This is a genomic window from Moritella sp. 5, from assembly GCF_018219455.1.
In the GTDB taxonomy this organism is placed as follows: Bacteria; Pseudomonadota; Gammaproteobacteria; order Enterobacterales; family Moritellaceae; genus Moritella.
This window is the reverse complement of sequence record NZ_CP056122.1, coordinates 4,870,834-4,889,530: the sequence shown is the minus strand read 5'-3', so window position 1 is coordinate 4,889,530 and position 18,697 is coordinate 4,870,834. Positions and strand designations below refer to the sequence as shown.

Genomic DNA, 18,697 nt, shown 5'->3' with positions numbered 1-18,697 from the left:
ATTATAAGGTATATAGAATTAATTTATCATTGAGTCGGTTATGAGCCAAGTAAGAAAAACAACATTTATTACATTAGTCTTTATGTTTAGCGCTGGTTTACTCAGTGGTTGTGGTATTTCAGGTCCTTTATATGCACCTGGCACGGGACCCGATGCTAAAAAAGCACAACAAATCCAGGTAGCAACACCGGTTACAGAAAATGTGAATAGTGATGACGCAACTGGCAAGACGCCAAGTAGCGAAGCAGAATAAACATAATATTGTCACATGATGTGCAATGAATGAATTAGTTTACGAATTAAAAGAAAAGGAATAGAGCATTGGATTACTTTAATTATCAGGATGATGGTCAGTTATTTGCGGAACAATGTGCCGTTGCAGACGTAGCAGACAAATTTGGTACGCCGACGTATGTATACAGCAGAGCGACAATTGAACGTCATTGGCATGCATTTAATGATGCTGCTGGTGCGCATCCGCATTTGGTTTGTTATGCCGTAAAAGCTAATTCAAATATTGCAGTGTTAAATGTGTTGGCACGTTTGGGCTCGGGTTTTGATATCGTATCTGGTGGCGAGCTATTACGCGTAATTGCGGCCGGTGGTGATGCAAGTAAAGTTGTGTTCTCTGGTGTTGGTAAAACTATAGCTGAAATTAATTTAGCACTCGATCATCATATTCATTGTTTTAATGTCGAATCGACGGCTGAGTTGGAACGTATTAATGACGTTGCCGTGGGCCGTGGAATACAGGCACCTATATCGATTCGAGTGAATCCTAATATTGATGCGGGTACTCATCCTTATATTTCTACCGGTTTAAAAGAAAATAAATTTGGTATCGATATTGATTTAGCTGAAGGCGTTTATCAAGCTGCGAGTAAAATGCCGGGTATTAAATTAAAAGGCGTTGATTGCCATATTGGTTCACAATTAACAGAGTTATCACCCTTTTTAGATGCTGTTGATAAGCTCCTGCTGTTGATTGATAAATTATCTTCGCAAGGTATTGTACTGGAACATCTTGATGTTGGTGGAGGCTTAGGCGTCTCTTATGATGGCGAAACACCTCCACAACCTGCTGAATATGCGCAGGCATTAAAAGATAAATTAGCAGGTCGTAAACTGTCACTTATTTTTGAACCAGGTCGTGCCATCATGGCTAATGCCGGTGTTTTAGTGAGTAAAGTTGAGTATATTAAACTTACGGAGCATAAAAACTTTGCTATCGTTGATGCAGCCATGAACGATCTTATTCGTCCTGCGTTATACAGTGCGTGGCAAGCAATTGCGCCAGTGAATAAATCATTAGAGCGTGAATGTTTAAACTATGATGTTGTTGGTCCTATTTGTGAAACCGGTGATTTCTTAGGTAAGAACCGTGATTTAACTATCGCAATGGATGATTATATTGTTGTACGTTCTGCCGGTGCTTATGGTTCAACCATGAGTTCTAATTATAATTCACGTAGTAGACCTGCCGAAGTCATGGTTGATGGAGATGTTGCACATTTAATTCGTCGTCGAGAAGCGCTTGCAGAGATCTGGAAAGACGAAGCAATTTTACCTGCAGAATAATATTCTATCTACTGAATGAAATAGGGGTTACAGGTTCATATGTTTATACAGTTTTCAAAGATGCACGGTCTGGGTAATGATTTCATGGTCGTCGACTGTGTTACTCAAAATGTCTTTTTCAATAATGATAATATCCGTCGTTTGGCGGATAGAAATACCGGTATTGGCTTTGATCAACTGCTTGTGGTTGAAGCGCCTTATGACCCTGATCTTGATTTTCATTATCGTATTTTTAATTCTGACGGTAGCGAAGTGGAACAGTGTGGCAATGGCGCTCGCTGTTTTGCCAGTTTTGTACGTCATAAAGGGTTAACGAACAAGAGCAAGATCGCGGTCAGTACGAGTGCAGGTAAAATTTCTTTACAGGTCGAATACGATGGTCAGATCACGGTAAATATGGGTGTGCCTGAATTAGCCCCGGATAAAATTCCGTTCCGTGCTACCAAGCAAGAAAAAACTTATATTTTACGTGCGTTAGACAGCACTGTGTTTTGTGGCGCCGTGTCGATGGGTAACCCTCATTGCGTGACATTAGTGGATGATATTGAGACTGCACCATTGGCTGAACTCGGTCATGCGATCGCACATCATGAACGTTTTCCTAACCGTGTAAATGCGGGGTTCATGCAGGTATTATCACCTGACCACGCCAAATTACGGGTTTATGAACGTGGTGTTGGTGAAACACGAGCTTGTGGTACAGGTGCCTGTGCGGCGGCTGTTATTGGCCAATTACAAGGTAAGCTCGGGCAAGACGTGTGTATTGAGCTGCCTGGTGGTAAATTGCAAATTTCATGGCGAGGTCCAGGTACACCTGTATTTATGACGGGGCCAGCAACCCATGTTTATGATGGACAAATTAATATATGACCGACGTTGAACCTTCGGCGTTGAGTGCGGAAACGCCTGCTATCTCAGAGCAAAATGTGATTGCTTTTTTACAGGCGGATCCGGATTTTTTTGTGCGTAACAATGACTTAGTCGATTCCTTGCCAATTTCTCATGGCGCTCAAGGTAGTGTGTCTTTGGTGACATTACGGTTAGAACGACAGCGACAACGAATTGCCGATTTAGAACAGCAGTTACAACAGCTAGTGGCTATTGCCGCTGACAACGATAAATTATTTCGTATCTATGCAGATATTTATACGGCCTTGTTTAATTGTACTTCAGTGATGCAAATGCAACGTATTTTGGTCACTCAGATCCAATCTCAATTACCGTTAGCTGCTGTAAATTTACATTTAAATGAAGCCTATTTTCACCTTAAATCACAATATCTACCGTTAGCCATTTCCGCTGGACAGTTAGTGCGTATTCGCCAGAAACAATTTGCTGGCGGTGATCATTACTTTGGTCCTGTCGCTGGCGTGGATAAAGCATTATTGTTTGGTCAAGATGCCTTGGTTAACTCTGTGGCATTAATGGCATTAGGTGAACGAGGTGAATACGGTTTACTCGCTATTGGCAGTGCGAATGCCGATCATTATCAGGCGGGCATGGATAACTTGCTGTTAGGTCAGCTTTGTCGCATTATCTCTACCCTGTTACCGCAACTGATGCCTTCACGTGACAACGCCATTTAAAAATAATACAGCTGTAGGTAGTGAGCTACCTGCACAATTAGTTAAACCTATCGAACGTTTTTTACGTTATATCACCAGTGAACGGCAATTAAGCCTACACACAGCCCGTAATTATCGCCGTTACCTGACCTTATTCGCCGAGCAAATGCTGACGTTACCGATAACGGAATGGCGCGCCCTTGATGCAGCCCAGGTGCGTAAGTTAGCGGCTTTAAATCATAAACTGGGTTTATCGCCTCGCAGTCTGGCAACCAAATTATCTGCATTACGCAGTTTCTGTGATTACTTGGTATTGCAAGGAGATCTCACCGCGAACCCTGCGAAAGGGGTATCGGCACCACGCCAGCATAAAGCTTTACCTAAGAATTTAGATGTTGATGAAATTAATCAATTATTATCCGTGTCTAATACGGTAGACGCAGATGACCCGTTTTTAGTGTTACGCGATAAAGCCATGATGGAGTTAATGTACTCTGCGGGTTTACGGTTAGACGAACTCGTCAATTTGGATTTAACGGATGTTAAGTTGCGTGAAAAAACCATGCGGGTGATTGGTAAAGGTAATAAACAGCGCCAGTTACCGATTGGTAATATCGCGATCACCGCGTTACAGGCGTGGTTAGCTGTGCGTGGTGAATATGCTGACAACGCGCAACCGGCATTATTTGTCAGTCAATTACGACGTCGTATATCTCATCGCAGTGTACAAAGCCGGATGGCCAAATGGGGGCAGCAACAAACATTGACTAGCCATGTTCACCCACATAAATTACGTCATTCCTTTGCGACACATATGCTCGAATCGAGTGGTGATTTACGTGCCGTACAGGAATTATTAGGGCATGCTAATATCAGTACCACGCAGATCTACACCAGTTTGGATTTTCAGCATCTAGCCAAAGTGTATGATGCGGCTCATCCTCGTGCAAAAAAGAAAAGAGATGACTGATGAAATTCTATCGACGATTACACCAGATTAGAGCGATGAGCTTCGATCTTGACGATACCTTATATGATAACTACCCAGTCGTGCGCCGCGCCGAGGCTTGGATGCGCATGCATTTACGCAGTCAATATCCACATATTACGCATTTAGATGATAATGCTTGGTCACAGTTAAAGCGCCATGCTCTTCATCAACAACCCCACTTGATACATGATATTAGTGGGATCCGGATTGCCTGCTTAATTACGTTATTTTTACGTCATGGCTATAGCGATCAAGAGGCTAAATCTGTCGCTAATACTATTTTTTCGCAAGTACAGGCGGTGCGTAGTGATTTTCAAGTGCCGGAACAAACCTTTGCGGTATTAGCAACGCTTGCCAGTAAGATCCCATTAATTGCGATCACTAATGGTAATGTCGATACCGATAAAATTGGTTTAACGCCATTTTTTACAGCCGTGATAAAACCCGGAAATGGCTTGAGAATGAAACCGTACCCTGATTTATTTTCATTGGCAGCAGAGAGGTTAGCCTTACCGCCACAACATATTTTGCATGTTGGCGATCATCTTAAATCCGATGTGGCTGGTGCGATCACTAATGGCTTCATGTCTGCGTGGTTTAATGACCAACAACAATCGCTCATGACGAGTAACAAAGCCAGTCATTTACCTGATATTGAAATAACGCACTTGGATGAATTAACAAGCCTGTTATAATCCCCCCATTCTACTGATTAAATATACAGTCTAAGGTGACTAAATTATGGATGTATCTCTCTTACTGGACGGCCTCAATGACAAGCAGCGTGATGCTGTTGCTGCCCCACAATCGAGTATGCTGATTTTAGCGGGTGCTGGTAGTGGTAAAACCAGAGTATTGGTACATCGCTTAGCTTGGTTAATGCAGGTGGAGCAGTGCTCGCCTTATTCTTTATTAGCGGTGACATTTACCAATAAAGCCGCAGCAGAAATGCGTGGCCGTGTTGATAAGTTATTAGAAGGTCGTCAGCAAGGCATGTGGATCGGTACTTTCCATGGTATCGCGCATCGTCTATTACGCGCCCACCATTTAGATGCTGGCTTACCCGCTGAATTCCAAATTATTGACAGTGATGATCAACTGCGGTTATTGAAGCGTTTGATCAAAGCCATGAACCTTGATGAGAAGCAGTGGCCGGCAAAACAAGCTATGTGGTATATCGGCGGTAAAAAAGATGAGGGTCTGCGTCCTGAACACCTACAAGCGTATGATCCGATTGAACGCACCTGGATCAAGATTTATCAAGCTTATCAAGAATCTTGTGATCGTGCTGGCTTAGTCGATTTTGGTGAGTTGTTATTACGTTCGCACGAACTTTGGCTGCACAAACCACATATTTTAGCCCATTACCAAGATCGTTTTTCTAATATTTTGGTGGACGAATTCCAAGATACCAATAATATTCAATATGCGTGGTTACGTATGTTGACAGGCGATCGCGGTAATTTGATGATCGTGGGTGATGATGATCAGTCTATTTACGGTTGGCGTGGTGCGCAGGTCGCAAATATTCAACGCTTCTTAACCGACTTCACGGGTTCTAAAACCATTAAGCTTGAACAAAACTACCGTTCGAGCAGTAATATTTTGAATGCTGCCAATGCACTCATTGTTAATAACAGTGAGCGTATGGGTAAAGAGCTATGGACTGAAGATAACGAAGGCGAACCGATCTCATTGTATGCGTCATTTAATGAAGTCGATGAAGCGCGTTTTGTCGTCAGTCGAATTAAAGAGTGGCAAGATAAAGGTGGGTCACTCAGTGACTGCGCGATCTTATACCGCAGTAATGCCCAGTCTCGTGTACTCGAGGATGCGTTATTACAAGAGCAGCTCGCTTACCGTATTTATGGTGGTCATCGCTTCTTTGATCGTTTGGAAATTAAAGATGCAATGGCGTACATGCGTCTTAAAAATAATCGTGATGATGACGCGGCATTTGAGCGTATTGTGAATAAACCAACTCGTGGTATTGGTGATCGTGCTTTATCACTATTACGTGATGCCAGTCGTGAGCAAGGCTCGACATTATGGCAAGCGGCGATCTATTTACTTGATAACAATTTGATCGCTGGTCGTGCAGCGAGTTCGATCCGTAAGTTTGTTGAGTTGATTTCGCAGTTAGATAACGATGTTGCCGAGCTTGCTCTGCATGAACAAATTGATCATGTGGTTTTATACTCAGGTCTGAAATCTATGTATCAGCTAGAAAAAGGTGAGAAAGCCCAATCTCGTATTGATAACTTAGAGGAATTGGTTTCTGCGGCGCGTGGTTTCAAGATCCCAGATGACAGTGAAGAAATGACCGAGCTATCTGCCTTCTTAGCTTTTGCGGTATTAGAGTCTGCAGAGGGGCAAGCAGATGAGTTTGAAGATGCAGTGCAGTTGATGACGCTACACTCGGCAAAAGGTTTAGAATTCCCAGTGGTATTCATGGTCGGTGTCGAAGAAGGTATGTTCCCAAGTCAGCAATCGACAGAAGAAGCGGGACGTATGGAAGAAGAGCGCCGTCTTTGTTATGTGGGTATTACCCGTGCGATGAAGAAGCTATATATCAGTTATGCGGAGTCGCGTCGTTTATACGGCAAAGAGATGAATCATCGTCCGTCTCGTTTCATTCGAGAAATACCCGAAAAGTATATTGAAGAGATTCGTTTAAAAACTCAAATTCGCCAACCAACTCAGTTTGGGCGTTTTAGTGCGGGTTCTGAAAAAATGTCATTTGAGTCGACTGGCTATCAGTTAGGTCAACGTGTACTGCATGCTAAGTTTGGTGAGGGTATTGTGATGAACTATGAAGGCAGTGGTCCGCAATGTCGAATTCAAATTGAGTTTGATCAACTGGGTAGTAAATGGTTGGTAGTATCTTACGCTAGACTGCAGGCTCTATAGTCACACTTAAATTTTTATAGTATAGTGCGCGATTTTTTAGGATAGTATCACTGCATAGTAAACGCTAACGGGATGTTAGCGCTACCCATGCGGTTACAGGGAGTTATTTTGATATTACGATTTATCGTCGTGCTAATGTGCTTATTCAGTTCATTTGCTTATTCTGCTGTTTTTAAATCGGAACATACGGCGTTATTAAAGCAATGGCTATCTGGCATGTATAGATCGACCAATGATGTGATTCAAGGACGTGTAATTAACATCGATCTAAATATCTCTCCTATTTGGCAAGACCGTATCGATGGTGAATGGCTATATATGGAGAGCCGCATTACTCATTCTTCAAACAAACCATTTCGTCAGCGTATTATACAATTAGTCGCCACACCGAATGGTTTGATCCGTTTATACAGTTATTCTATTCCACGCGCATCTGACTTTGCTGGCGCTTATTATACGCCACAACTATTGACGAGTTTGACTCAATCTCAACTCAGTATTAGTAATAACTGTGAATTACTGATTGAGTTGAAGGTAACATATACCTTTGTTGGTGAAACTGATCCTGACTCTTGTATTACTCATCGAACGAACACACCATTAATGACGACATTTTTTGCTGTCTCAGAAGTGAATATTTCATTTTTAGATGGCGGTTATGATAAGTCAGGAAAATTAGTACCGGGTCGTCTTGATGTGCCTATTACTTTTTTGAAAATTGAAGATTATGACATGAGTAAATACGCAAAATAAAATAAGCACCTAAGGGTGCTTATTTTATTTGTATCGCGGTAATGAACTAAGATTTTAATCGCGCACGTTGATGACGGTTATTTTTAAAACCATCGATGCTAAACACGACTAATCCAGCCCAAATAAATACAAACGTCAGCAGTGTTTCGGTATTTATAACTTCATCATAAAGCGTGACACCAAGAATAAATATTAATGTTGGGCCTATGTATTGGAAGAAACCTAGCGTTGATAAAGGTAAGCGTATAGCCGCATGATTAAAGCAGAGTAGTGGTATTGTGGTGACAAAGGCAGCACTGAGTAACAGTAAGTTAAGGTGCATACTGTTGGCACTCAGATCCGATGTTGCTGAGTCGGCGAAGATAAATAAATAAGTGGCCGCGATAGGTAGCATGATAATAGTTTCAATTAACAGACCAACTAGCGCATTGAGACGTAATTTTTTACGCAGTAATCCATAGAAACCAAAAGTACAACTTAGGACCAAGGCTATCCAAGGCAGATATCCGAGTGTAATAACTTGAATTAAGATCCCGATCACCGCAAGTAAAATAGCAACCCACTGTAATTTACGCAATTTTTCCGATAAAAATACCATGCCAAGAAAGACGTTAATAATTGGGTTAATAAAGTAGCCTAAGCTGGCATCGAGTAAATGGTCGTTATTTACCGCCCAAATATAGGTTAACCAGTTAGCACTGATTAATAATGATGTGCAGATCAGTAATAACACATTTTTAGGCTTTGATAATACCGACTTTACCATTGGCCATAATTTAAATAGGCTCAGTAATACCGCAATTAAAATACAAGACCATAGCGCGCGATGGGCTAATATTTCATAAGCGGGTACTTGGTTTAATTGTTTAAAGTAGAGGGGAGCCATGCCCCACATTACGTAAGCAAGGATTGCGAATATCACCCCTTGCTTAGTCTCATTGTTGGTTGTCATTACTTATACCAGTGATTTTTATAGGTGTAGATAGATTGGTTAGCATAACAATGATGAATAAGCAGGGGTAGTGATATTAATAATCTTTATTGTTGGTTATCCGACTAAATAAGTGCCAGTACCAAAGGCAATGTGGATCCCTTCTTGGTTGTGCAGCTCCATACGGGTAACCGCAACTTTATTACCCGAACGAATCACGTGTGCTGTGGCGGTAAATTCATCTCCCCAACCAGGACGTAAATAGTCGACTCGCAAGTCTATCGTACCGAGTGACTTTAAATTTTTATGAAAGTTAGCGGTACTTTTTGTTTCCATGTAGGGAATGGCTGCTGCTGCCACTAACATGCCGCCTGCGACATCAAGCAGACTTGCTGTTACACCGCCATGCAGTATTTTTCGGATAGGGTTACCAATCAATTTATCATCCATGTTGATGCGTAATTCTATACTGTCAGTGGTGTAGTTGGTGATGCGCATGCCGAGTAGGTCGTTAAATGGCATTTGGTTCATAAACATATCACTGATGAAATCCAGCATTTGCTGTTCAGTGAGTTCTTGATCAATTACATCTTGCTCTGTCATTGTTTGCATGCGTCCTGCCTAAACTGTATGTGCTATTAAAATCGAGTGTTTAATAAGTGAGTTACGTTAAGGTAGCTCACTTCTGTCGAAAATACACCTTAAATTAATTATTCAGCAGATATTATTTTATGAAGGGCTGGGTTCTGGTATCAATATTATGCCTTGGTAACCAGTTAATGTGATCTTATTTATTCGTTCGCTTAAGCTACCATCAGCATTAAGACGTCGGTAATATCCGGGTAGGTCTAGGGTTACCTTTGCTTGCTCACTGAATTGTTTATCACCGCCATTACGGTCGGTATAATAAAGGATTAAGCCATGTTGATAGCGCCGAGCGATGACTGCTACTGTTGGTGACTGCGGTTGCTGCCAAGGTAATACACGGCTGGCTTGACGATAAAAATAAAACCAATGGCTTGGTGTGATTGATAGCGTTTGATTATTCACAGTGAGTTGCGTATCGAGGCTGGTCGCCATTATATTATTGTCTTTATCAACATAGTCGACAGGCGGGTAATTATCGGGAGCTGAAATCGGTTGACCAATGTTATAGCGTAACATTGCAGTGGGCTGGTAAGCGACATTGTTTGGAATGCCGGGTTGGTAGTAGTTATCTGCTCGGGTATTTTTGCTCGAGTAATAAAAACTATTATTCCATTGCTGATAAAAATCCAGTCGGGGGTTATTCAGTAAGTAGAAAATAGCCAGATTGGTGCTTTGGTCATGCTGCCAGTTTGCTTGACTATGGCCTTGCCAACGTACTTTTCCGCCTTTACGCATATGCGCCATCAGCACGCTACGCTTACCTTGTGCGTTTAATAAGAAATGTTCCCAGCGTTGCAGTAATCCGCGTTGTTGTGACAAGCCTAGGCTTGGATTAATGTAATCTTCACGTACAAAAAAATTAAACCCGGCAACTAAAGGTTGTAAGTCGGGTTGGCTAAAGAGGTTTAAATCAGAGATATTGGCACCAATCCAAGCTTGTGGGTTTGTGTGTTGTAAATGCTGGTTAAAGGCACTTAGACTCTGCCAATAAGATTTTCCTGCTTGTCGAACAGGGATCTGTAATTCGAGAATATTTCCTTCAGTGGTGGTGGGAAATTGGGTACTGTTCGGAACCCGGTAAAGTGAGTCATTATAAGCACCTTGGTAGCCTTGTTGTTGCCAATGTTGATAAAGATAGTCTGTTAGTAAAGTGCGATTGAGTGCAGAGAATAAATTAACGTAGCACAGCGCTGATTTTTCATTCCACATTCTACCTAACGGTATCAAGCGCGCTTGATACGGCAAGCGAGCACTGGCATTATTATTTAAACGTTGCAGGTATTCACTATCATCAATATAGCCATCTTTATTACGATCGTTAATGGGATCCCAGCCAGGGATTGTTACATAGTGTTTTTTTGATTTTTCAGTAAATTGATACCAACTTGGTAAACTGAGTTTAGTTAACGTTAACCCTGTAATTGGATTATTAATCTCAATTTTCAGTGCATAAAAACGGGCGTGTTTGACTTTTAATTGGGCGCTTAATTGCGAACTGAGTTGTGGCGAAATACTGACTCTGGGCCAACGTTGAGGTGGCTGCCAGCGGCTGTTTAATGTCGATCTCAGAGGTTGAGTTATCAATGGCTGCCAAGCATATTCAAGTGTGTTTGTTGCTATGTCTCGTGTTGCATAGGAAATGGTTATATTGCTGCTTTCGAGTTGCTGTCCATGAAACGCGATATCTAAACCTATTAATTTTTCTGACGAAAATAAATATAAGGTTTGGTTTTTCTTTAGCACTAGCGGTTGCTGTATTGGCATGTTGAGGGGCTTAATGCGACCTTGCCGCGTTAGCGTTGAAGCTTCTTGAATGGCAACAAACTCGGGAGTGCCGTAGAGTGGAGTATGCGCACCGTGATTGTTGCTTGGTATTTCAAATTGGGTGTCGTTTTGAAAGTGTAGAAATAACGATTCATAATCTTGCTGATTCAGGGTCATCCAGTGTCGTAATTGCTGTTCCTTTTGGCCCATCTGCCAATCTAGTTTTTGGCTATACATATAACCAAGTTGGGTAATGTTTTTGGCATTATATTGACTATAATGCCCACCAATACTGATATCGGCATGGGTATCTTCCCATTGTGATACTGCAGAGGCTGAATGAAATCGTTGCTGAAAATGAGGTGCTGTCGCGGCTTGCTGTTGGCCTGTGAGCACCCAAGCGGTACCTGCAGAAGGATATACTTGACTGACTGCGACCGACATTACGAAAATAAATATCAGTAAACCAGAGCAGCAGCCAATCAGATACCTATACATAAATCATGTGTCTCACACCATTCACGTATTTTGAATGTCGTGAAGGGTTAAGCGGGCAGCGACTGACTAAATCACTGAGCAGACGTTCATGTTGATCTTGGCATTTTAATTCCAATAGCACATAGTCGCCCATTTTTCGTGAGCGAGTGGTATTAGGTTTACTCCAATAGCGCTGATCATATACTTCCATACGACTATCAAGTGTCGCGCGTATTCGTCCACAAAAACTGACTAGGTATTGACGCTTATAACGTCCTAGCAATATTGGGTACGTTTGGCTGTCCCATTCTGACAGTGCTTGTAGAGGTAGCTGAGATTGGCAGTGCTTAATGTGATCTGACCAACTAATATTGGGATCATCAAAGTTGAGCTGTAAAGGATAAATGACTTTACAGCCTTTACCGCTACGGCGTTGTTTAAACTCAAGCTGCGCTTTACCTGCGTTAGTAATATCGTGATACCAACGAATACGCATTTTGTTACGGTTGCTAATACCGGTGAGGTTCTCGGCAAAGCAAGCCATTTGGTAGCTGTCAAAATAAACACTATTTACATATTGGTCTGGGTGATGCTGGCTAAATCCCATTGATGATAGCCTCAACCAAGACAGCATGTACTCTAAGCGATTAAGCGGGATTGGTATTTTAATTTCAAAGCGATAGTCTTGGGTCATTTTGGTTTGTCCGAGCGCATTGAGCCAGTATAAAGTTTCTTCACGTTTAATTTTCTAGCGGTTTGTTGTTGACCATCCAATGACAGGTAGTTATTTTTTTGAAGCATGCTGATATTGCTGCAGTTATCACAGTTAAAACTAGATGCTTGTAAACTCGCCCCACCAAAGAATGGTTTTTTCATATAAGACATGAAGAGGTAATGTTTTATATCTACAGCATTAATATCGGCAGCGGTAACCTGCGAACCATCTTTAGCAACAATACCAAATGCCGCATTATTCACTTGGATATTACTCGCATCAACGCTGCTGTGTTCGCCAGCTGAAATGGCTTTATCACGGATTTGACTAAATTTGCTATTACGCACGATAATGTTTGAACCACTAATATCAATGGCATCACCACCAGACCTCACGCCGACAGTGTTGAATTGACTGTCACTGATCGTGCCTTTACAAAAATCACAATCAAAGCCATCTGAATAAGCATTTTCGATGAGTAATTTAGTCAAATTAAATTTACTATTTACCATATTAAAAGCATCTTCGGAACGGTTATTACGCAAGCTAATATCATTGGCATTAAGGTCTACATCGTACATGTACAGTGCCCCTCTGGGTTGCCAATTACCTTGTTTTGGACTTGCACTAGCTGCCATATCCAAATGTTGGATTGTTGATTTACTGCCCGAGCCGAATACCGCAATACCTTGCCAGGTTTTTTTATTACTGGCTGTGAGGGTGACTGGATATTGAGTACTGCCATCAATATCAAGTTGCCCGAAAATTAGCATGCCTGCATTTTTGCTGAAACGTAAATGGGTATTTTCCGGCATATACACTCGGGTATCTTCAGGGGTGATGAGATAATCATTAATTTGCCAATTACCGGGTTTGAAATACCAACCATCTTGTTGCACTTGAATAAAGTCATATTTAGCAAGTACATCAGACTTTTGCAGCATAGGCAGAGGTCGAGGTAAAAAACTCGTTGCAGATTCACCTAATTCAAAGCGATATGTTTGGAGTTTTTTATTATTTTGGCGACTGAGTAATTTAATATTATACGCTTGATCGTTATCGATGATTAAGCTGCCGTCAGCTTGGTTACTGATTAAGGTAAAAGGTAATTCGGGCGCATTGACTAAACTAATTTCACTGCCCCATTTGTCACTGACAATTATATCAACAATAGATACAGGTGATTGATTATTATTACGTAACTGCAGTTGTTTTTCATTGTTGCTATAGCGAAACTGACTAGCAAGATCCCAAGGTAATTCCGCGCTGAATGTATCGACATGACGATGCCAGTCTGTGGGCATAGTGGGGAGTGATTGACAACCGTTTGCTAAACATTGTGCGTGGACCGTTAAACTATCAAAATTATAGCCTTGCAGTAATGGCGAACCATGCTGCATTTTTTTAATAATGTGCTGCTGTAAAATATCTAATTGTTTAGGTAATTTTTTATTCTTAACAAGGGTAATAAGGTGATTGAGCGCTCTATCGTATTGGTCTTGTATTTTGTCATCGTCCAGCATGGCTTGGATCAGCGGGAATTGGGCACTGACGGGCTGTAATAAAATTTTATCCGGTACTGGAGATAATGCTTCATCACTTTGGATCGGTTCAAGTTTGGCGGTATGTGGATTGTAATAAAAGCGTAAGTTGTTCCAGCTAAAAGCATGCCATGCAGACCACAGGTCGACGGTTGCTATGTATTGGCCAAGTTTACGACTGTCAAATACATCGGATGCTTTGCGGCGTTGATTGAGAAAATCACTGAGTAAGGTTAAAGCGATCTTACGTTGTTTATTTAAACTTGGGTCACTGATCGCGTCACGTTGTTGAAATACTTTGGGACGAAATATTTTGTGTAATTGGCTATTATCTTCTTTTTGTGTGGCTTGCTCTAATTTTAGAATGAGTCCTTCGGTACGGTTATTATTGGCGAGTAACTCTTTGGCGAATACTTCTTCTAATAGCATCAAGCCCCAAGGTGTGCCGTTAACGGTCAGATTAACAGGGATATGCTGAGGTGAAATAATATCAAATCCGGCCACATCTAAAGTTTTCGTAAATAATAGCGGGGCGTGATTACCGCGTACATTTGGGCTGAGTAAGGCAAACCTTTTTACTTTTAATAGACTGCTTTTACCTTTTAATTCGACACGTAACGACCATCGCTGTGGTGCCGCAACATGATCTAATAAATCACCTTGTAGACGTACCTTGGCGCTATATTTGTTTTGTAAGTAACTGACACTGGCTTTGACTTCAGAGCGTTGGGCGGGGATTTGGCCTTCTTTTAATGCTTGTTTTCGATCGGCAACCAAGCGCATCCAATCTTGATATTTAATATCTAACTGTAAGTTAGGGATATTAGTATCGGCGTTGAGGTATTTTAGTGGCGCATCAATCAGGGCGTTTAATAGTTGTTTGTTTTTTGTGTTGCCGTCAGTACTGTGTGCAACGAAACCATGCTGGATAAGCCAGTTTTTAACGGTTTTAGGCGATGGGGTCATGAGCAATAATATCAATAACAACCCACCAACCGTGTACCATCGATCGCGTTTTTTAAACCGCGATCTGTTTTCGGATAGGAGCATGATTACACCCCTGCGATGTTATGTTGTTCGAGTAAAGATAACGCAACTCCTGGATATCGATGTTCTAATGCTTCAAATAAATTATCTAAATGTTCACTGTTGGCAAAAGAGATAAAAAAGGTGGCTTCGACGAGTTGCCGCTCGTGATCATAGCGGCGTAAATCACTGCGGGTGGTATAGGTGGTGAAGATCGCTTGCAGTTCACTGATACTTACTTGATTTTCTCCTTCATGTTGATGGCGTAATGATAAGAAAATACCTTTTTCGCCATGGTGCTCTGTTTTAGAATGTCTAATAAAGCTCACCAGTATTAAGGTGGTAATACACGCTGTGATTGCTGCAGTTGTTTGCCCTGCACCTAGAGCGACAGCAATACCAATATTTAAAAATAAATAAAGCAGTTCTTCAGGTTCTTTTATTGGGGTACGAAAGCGTACAATTGATAACGCACCCACTAGGCCCAGCGCCAGAGCGAGAGATGCTTTAACAATTGAGATAATTAAAATAACCGTCAGCATAAGTAAAGGAAATAAACGGGAGAAATCTTGACGGTTACAAAATGAAGAAGCGAAATAGCGGAAGTGGGCACCAATAACCCAAGATAAAGCAAAGCCTATCACCAAATTCATTAATAATGGTGCGAGCATGACACTCGCAAAAGGGAAGAACATATCCTGAACTTCGTTTGGTAAAAACGCGGCTATAGCAGGGTTAATTTGTTCCACAATAGACTCTCCTTGTATGTGGGTACGCGTAAATATATAACTATTTTTTATACTGTTACGATCCAGTTTAGGCAATATTCTGTATATTGATGACTACAGTTGAATAATTCGCGCTAATTTTGTTTTAGTAGCATTTGTTTAGTGCATGCATATCCTGCTAAAATCGCCGATTACGTTATTTACAGAACAACCCAAATTGAATTAAACCGAGAACGAACTATCATGACAGTATCTGTTTCAACTCTTCCATCAGCTCAACAAGTACTTGAGAGCGTCTTTGGCTATCAACAATTCCGCATGGGTCAGGAAGACGTGATCGCACATGCTGTCGCAGGACTTGATAGTTTAGTTATTATGCCTACGGGTGGCGGTAAATCATTATGTTATCAAGTACCCGCATTAGTGCGTGGTGGATTAACGATAGTGTTAAGCCCGTTAATTTCGTTAATGAAAGATCAGGTTGATGCACTGCGAGCCAGTGGTGTTTCTGCTGCTTATATGAATTCAACGTTGGCGCGACAAGAGTCTGCGCAAATCTTTAATGACTTGAATAATAACCGTCTACAAGTATTGTATTTATCGCCTGAACGTTTGATGGTGGGCGATTTTTTACAGTATTTACAACAGTTGCCGATCAGTTTATTTGCCATTGATGAAGCCCATTGTATTTCGTCTTGGGGTCATGATTTTAGACCTGAATACAATGAGCTAGGTAAATTGAAACAGCTGTTTCCAAATGTGCCTTTGATGGCATTAACGGCCACGGCAGACGATGCAACACGCTTAGATATACTGAATCAATTGCAAATGAACGACCCGAAAGTGAGTATGTCGAGTTTTGACCGACCTAATATTCGCTATTCACTGGTGGAAAAATTTAAAGCGTTAGATCAGTTAAAGCGTTATGTAAAACAACAAGACGGTGTCAGTGGCATTGTTTATTGCACAAGTCGTAAACGCGTTGAAGAAGTGGCGGAAGGGTTAACTCGGGCAGGGTTTGATGCTAAGCCTTATCATGCTGGTTTGTCCCAACAAGAGCGCCAAGATACACAAGAAACCTTTATTCGTGATGAATTGGATATTGTGGTGGCGACAGTGGCATTTGGGATGGGGATCAATAAGCCTAACGTGCGGTTTGTTGTGCACTACGACTTACCAAAAAATATTGAATCATATTACCAAGAGACAGGCCGAGCAGGGCGTGATGGTTTACCCGCAGAAGCATTATTAATGTTTGATCCCGCGGATATTATGCGGGTACGTTATATGGTTGAACAAACTGAAAACGAACAGCAGCAACGTGTTGAAATGCATAAACTTAATACCATGGTGGCATTTGCCGAAACACAAACGTGCCGTCGTCAGGTATTACTGAATTATTTTGGTGAGTTTAATGATAGAGCCTGTGGTAACTGCGATATTTGTTTAGATCCGCCGAAACGTTATGATGGCGCTAAAGATGCACAAATGGCATTGTCGTGCGTGTATCGTGTTGGCCAGGCATTTGGTATGGGATATGTGGTTGATGTATTAAGAGGTTCGCAAAATCAACGGGTTAAAGAGCGTGGGCACGATAAGTTATCGACGTTTGGTATTGGTAAAGATAAATCACAAGAGCATTGGTTAAGTGTGTTACGCCAATTAGTGCATAGCGGATTATTATTACAAAATATTACCCGCAGCTCGGTATTACAATTAACAGAAGCCGCACGTCCGGTATTACGTGGTGAGCAAGAGCTAGAGTTAGCTGAGCCTCGATTACAGCCGATTACGAATGTCGATAAAGCGCCAAAACGCAGTAGCCGTATTGCTAACTTTAATTATGACCGAAAGCTGTTTGCTGCACTGCGTAAGTTACGTAAAGATATTGCCGACAGTGAAAATATTCCACCTTATGTTGTGTTTAATGATGCTTCATTAGCTGAAATGGCAGAAATAAAACCACAAAATGAAGCTGAAATGTTGGATATTAACGGTGTTGGTCACGTTAAATTAGAACGTTTCGGACGTCAATTTTTAACTAAAATAGCGTCTTACGATTAACATTACAGATTGATCGTATTTAAGGATAAAACAATGAATTGGACACTAGCAACACAACAAGCAACAGATAATATTTTGATGTTAGAGCATGACGCGGTGAGCTTCGAAAACTTTACGACGCTTGCACCTAAATTAGTCACGTTATTAGATGCGCGAGTATGTGATAAAAATTGGGGAGCAGATCGCCACGCTTGGATGTTGGAATATAAGGATATTAATTTGTTGTTTGAATTTGAAGATTACACATGCAGTGTATGGCTTGCTGTTACGCGTGAAGAAGACCAGGGCATTCTTGCTGAAATCGCAACAAAGTTAGCGTAGGTGCTTAATTATTATATCAATTAAAAATACTCTTCTTCGTTAAACCATAATTCTGCTTGTAATATTGTTGAGAAACTTTCGACAGTAATGGGATTGATCGCCTCGATGGTTGTTGCAATTGAATGCAGCCATTTGGGTTCGGAAACCAAGGCTATTTTATGCCAATATTGCCAGTATTTTATACCCATCATGGCATCATCGATTAAGGCATGAAATTCAAAACCTGAAAAATCATCTGCAAATATCACGCAGACGTTTATCTGACTGTGCTGCTTAAGAATATCGGTTATGACGGGTTCTAATACATTTTCGTAATCACTGTGAGTGATTGTTTTAGACAGATTTATAAACAGATTGGCTTCAGAAAGGTTGATGATAGTGATCATGGACATCTCCGGGTAATTGAATGTCCTTAATCAATGCAAGGCATAACTTGGTGTGCATAGCGGCTAACATTCATGACTATGCACTAATTATAGTCGCTATTTGCTAATAGTAATTAACCCGTAGTTGTTACCTTATCGACTCTTCACAATAAACATACTGATAAGTACACTGACAATAATAAAGGTGAGGGCGATGACACTAATGGAGGCAATGCCGACCGTGTCAGAAAAAAGATCGCTTAAAAGTTTAGTCCAAATTTCCATCGTGTTCGTCCTCTTATTATTGGCTATATCAGTGA

18 protein-coding genes are annotated in these 18,697 nt (G+C 41.3%); 10 read left to right on the top strand and 8 right to left on the bottom strand.

What is annotated here, in order from left to right; translation table 11 throughout:
- The first annotated feature begins 40 nt into the window (after positions 1-40).
- The 8 genes from HWV01_RS21895 to HWV01_RS21860 all read left to right on the top strand — a co-directional run bounded on the left by HWV01_RS21895 (position 41) and on the right by HWV01_RS21860 (position 7,797).
- Positions 41-253 carry a lipoprotein gene (locus tag HWV01_RS21895; RefSeq protein ID WP_211673484.1) on the top strand — a complete coding sequence of 71 codons (213 nt, stop codon included), beginning with the start codon at positions 41-43 and terminating at the stop codon, positions 251-253.
- 68 nt (positions 254-321) lie between these two features.
- A complete protein-coding gene (gene lysA / locus HWV01_RS21890) occupies positions 322-1,578 on the top strand; it encodes a diaminopimelate decarboxylase (RefSeq protein ID WP_211673483.1) in 1,257 nt (418 codons plus the stop codon).
- A gap of 39 nt (positions 1,579-1,617) precedes the next feature.
- Entirely contained in the window at positions 1,618-2,448 is an 831-nt protein-coding gene (gene dapF / locus HWV01_RS21885; protein WP_211673482.1) for a diaminopimelate epimerase, read from the top strand.
- Positions 2,445-3,164: a DUF484 family protein gene (locus tag HWV01_RS21880; RefSeq protein ID WP_211673481.1), complete on the top strand. Its 720-nt coding sequence runs from the start codon at positions 2,445-2,447 to the stop codon at positions 3,162-3,164. The genes dapF and HWV01_RS21880 overlap by 4 nt, the downstream gene beginning before the upstream one ends.
- Entirely contained in the window at positions 3,148-4,113 is a 966-nt protein-coding gene (gene xerC / locus HWV01_RS21875) for a tyrosine recombinase XerC (protein WP_211673480.1), read from the top strand. Before HWV01_RS21880 ends, xerC begins: the two co-directional genes overlap by 17 nt.
- On the top strand, positions 4,113-4,829 hold the full coding sequence (gene yigB / locus HWV01_RS21870; RefSeq protein ID WP_211673479.1) for a 5-amino-6-(5-phospho-D-ribitylamino)uracil phosphatase YigB: 717 nt from the start codon (positions 4,113-4,115) through the stop codon (positions 4,827-4,829). Before xerC ends, yigB begins: the two co-directional genes overlap by 1 nt.
- A 46-nt stretch (positions 4,830-4,875) precedes the next feature.
- On the top strand, positions 4,876-7,044 hold the full coding sequence (gene uvrD / locus HWV01_RS21865) for a DNA helicase II (RefSeq protein ID WP_211673478.1): 2,169 nt from the start codon (positions 4,876-4,878) through the stop codon (positions 7,042-7,044).
- A gap of 108 nt (positions 7,045-7,152) precedes the next feature.
- Entirely contained in the window at positions 7,153-7,797 is a 645-nt protein-coding gene (locus tag HWV01_RS21860) for a chromophore lyase CpcT/CpeT (RefSeq protein ID WP_249185404.1), read from the top strand.
- Between the two features lie 46 nt (positions 7,798-7,843).
- On the opposite strand, the gene rarD is transcribed toward HWV01_RS21860, so the two are convergent.
- The 6 genes from rarD to HWV01_RS21830 form a co-directional block, all read right to left on the bottom strand.
- Entirely contained in the window at positions 7,844-8,749 is a 906-nt protein-coding gene (rarD, locus tag HWV01_RS21855; RefSeq protein ID WP_211673476.1) for an EamA family transporter RarD, read from the bottom strand.
- Positions 8,750-8,845: 96 nt separating this feature from the next.
- Positions 8,846-9,340 (bottom strand): thioesterase family protein, encoded by a 495-nt coding sequence (locus HWV01_RS21850; RefSeq protein WP_045108564.1) that lies wholly within the window; start codon positions 9,338-9,340, stop codon positions 8,846-8,848.
- 117 nt (positions 9,341-9,457) lie between these two features.
- On the bottom strand, positions 9,458-11,638 hold the full coding sequence (locus HWV01_RS21845) for a hypothetical protein (RefSeq protein WP_211673475.1): 2,181 nt from the start codon (positions 11,636-11,638) through the stop codon (positions 9,458-9,460).
- A complete protein-coding gene (locus HWV01_RS21840) occupies positions 11,631-12,311 on the bottom strand; it encodes a polyphosphate polymerase domain-containing protein (protein WP_211673474.1) in 681 nt (226 codons plus the stop codon). Before HWV01_RS21840 ends, HWV01_RS21845 begins: the two co-directional genes overlap by 8 nt.
- Positions 12,308-14,923: a CotH kinase family protein gene (locus HWV01_RS21835; RefSeq protein WP_211673473.1), complete on the bottom strand. Its 2,616-nt coding sequence runs from the start codon at positions 14,921-14,923 to the stop codon at positions 12,308-12,310. The genes HWV01_RS21840 and HWV01_RS21835 overlap by 4 nt, the downstream gene beginning before the upstream one ends.
- A gap of 2 nt (positions 14,924-14,925) precedes the next feature.
- Positions 14,926-15,648, bottom strand: coding sequence for a DUF4956 domain-containing protein (locus HWV01_RS21830; RefSeq protein WP_211673472.1), 723 nt, complete (start codon positions 15,646-15,648; stop codon positions 14,926-14,928).
- Positions 15,649-15,870: 222 nt separating this feature from the next.
- Here HWV01_RS21830 and recQ point away from each other — a divergent pair, with 222 nt between their 5' ends.
- On the top strand, positions 15,871-17,691 hold the full coding sequence (gene recQ / locus HWV01_RS21825) for a DNA helicase RecQ (protein ID WP_211673471.1): 1,821 nt from the start codon (positions 15,871-15,873) through the stop codon (positions 17,689-17,691).
- A 33-nt stretch (positions 17,692-17,724) separates the two neighbouring features.
- Positions 17,725-18,012, top strand: a complete 288-nt coding sequence (locus HWV01_RS21820; RefSeq protein ID WP_211673470.1) for a DUF3630 family protein — start codon at positions 17,725-17,727, stop codon at positions 18,010-18,012.
- Between the two features lie 20 nt (positions 18,013-18,032).
- On the opposite strand, the gene HWV01_RS21815 is transcribed toward HWV01_RS21820, so the two are convergent.
- Positions 18,033-18,398 (bottom strand): STAS/SEC14 domain-containing protein, encoded by a 366-nt coding sequence (locus HWV01_RS21815; RefSeq protein WP_211673469.1) that lies wholly within the window; start codon positions 18,396-18,398, stop codon positions 18,033-18,035.
- Positions 18,399-18,530: 132 nt separating this feature from the next.
- Positions 18,531-18,662 (bottom strand): DUF3149 domain-containing protein, encoded by a 132-nt coding sequence (locus HWV01_RS21810; protein ID WP_211673468.1) that lies wholly within the window; start codon positions 18,660-18,662, stop codon positions 18,531-18,533.
- Positions 18,663-18,697: the final 35 nt, after the last annotated feature.

Excerpts from the sequence above, each read along its gene's own strand:
- yigB (WP_211673479.1), top strand. The coding sequence starts at position 4,113 with ATGAAATTCTATCGACGATTACACCAGATTAGAGCGATGAGCTTCGAT.
- HWV01_RS21835 (WP_211673473.1), bottom strand. The coding sequence starts at position 14,923 with ATGCTCCTATCCGAAAACAGATCGCGGTTTAAAAAACGCGATCGATGG.
- HWV01_RS21815 (WP_211673469.1), bottom strand. The coding sequence starts at position 18,398 with ATGATCACTATCATCAACCTTTCTGAAGCCAATCTGTTTATAAATCTG.
- HWV01_RS21895 (WP_211673484.1), top strand. The coding sequence starts at position 41 with ATGAGCCAAGTAAGAAAAACAACATTTATTACATTAGTCTTTATGTTT.
- HWV01_RS21880 (WP_211673481.1), top strand. The coding sequence starts at position 2,445 with ATGACCGACGTTGAACCTTCGGCGTTGAGTGCGGAAACGCCTGCTATC.
- HWV01_RS21840 (WP_211673474.1), bottom strand. The coding sequence starts at position 12,311 with ATGACCCAAGACTATCGCTTTGAAATTAAAATACCAATCCCGCTTAAT.
- uvrD (WP_211673478.1), top strand. The coding sequence starts at position 4,876 with ATGGATGTATCTCTCTTACTGGACGGCCTCAATGACAAGCAGCGTGAT.
- recQ (WP_211673471.1), top strand. The coding sequence starts at position 15,871 with ATGACAGTATCTGTTTCAACTCTTCCATCAGCTCAACAAGTACTTGAG.
- HWV01_RS21820 (WP_211673470.1), top strand. The coding sequence starts at position 17,725 with ATGAATTGGACACTAGCAACACAACAAGCAACAGATAATATTTTGATG.
- HWV01_RS21810 (WP_211673468.1), bottom strand. The coding sequence starts at position 18,662 with ATGGAAATTTGGACTAAACTTTTAAGCGATCTTTTTTCTGACACGGTC.
- dapF (WP_211673482.1), top strand. The coding sequence starts at position 1,618 with ATGTTTATACAGTTTTCAAAGATGCACGGTCTGGGTAATGATTTCATG.
- rarD (WP_211673476.1), bottom strand. The coding sequence starts at position 8,749 with ATGACAACCAACAATGAGACTAAGCAAGGGGTGATATTCGCAATCCTT.
- HWV01_RS21850 (WP_045108564.1), bottom strand. The coding sequence starts at position 9,340 with ATGCAAACAATGACAGAGCAAGATGTAATTGATCAAGAACTCACTGAA.
- HWV01_RS21845 (WP_211673475.1), bottom strand. The coding sequence starts at position 11,638 with ATGTATAGGTATCTGATTGGCTGCTGCTCTGGTTTACTGATATTTATT.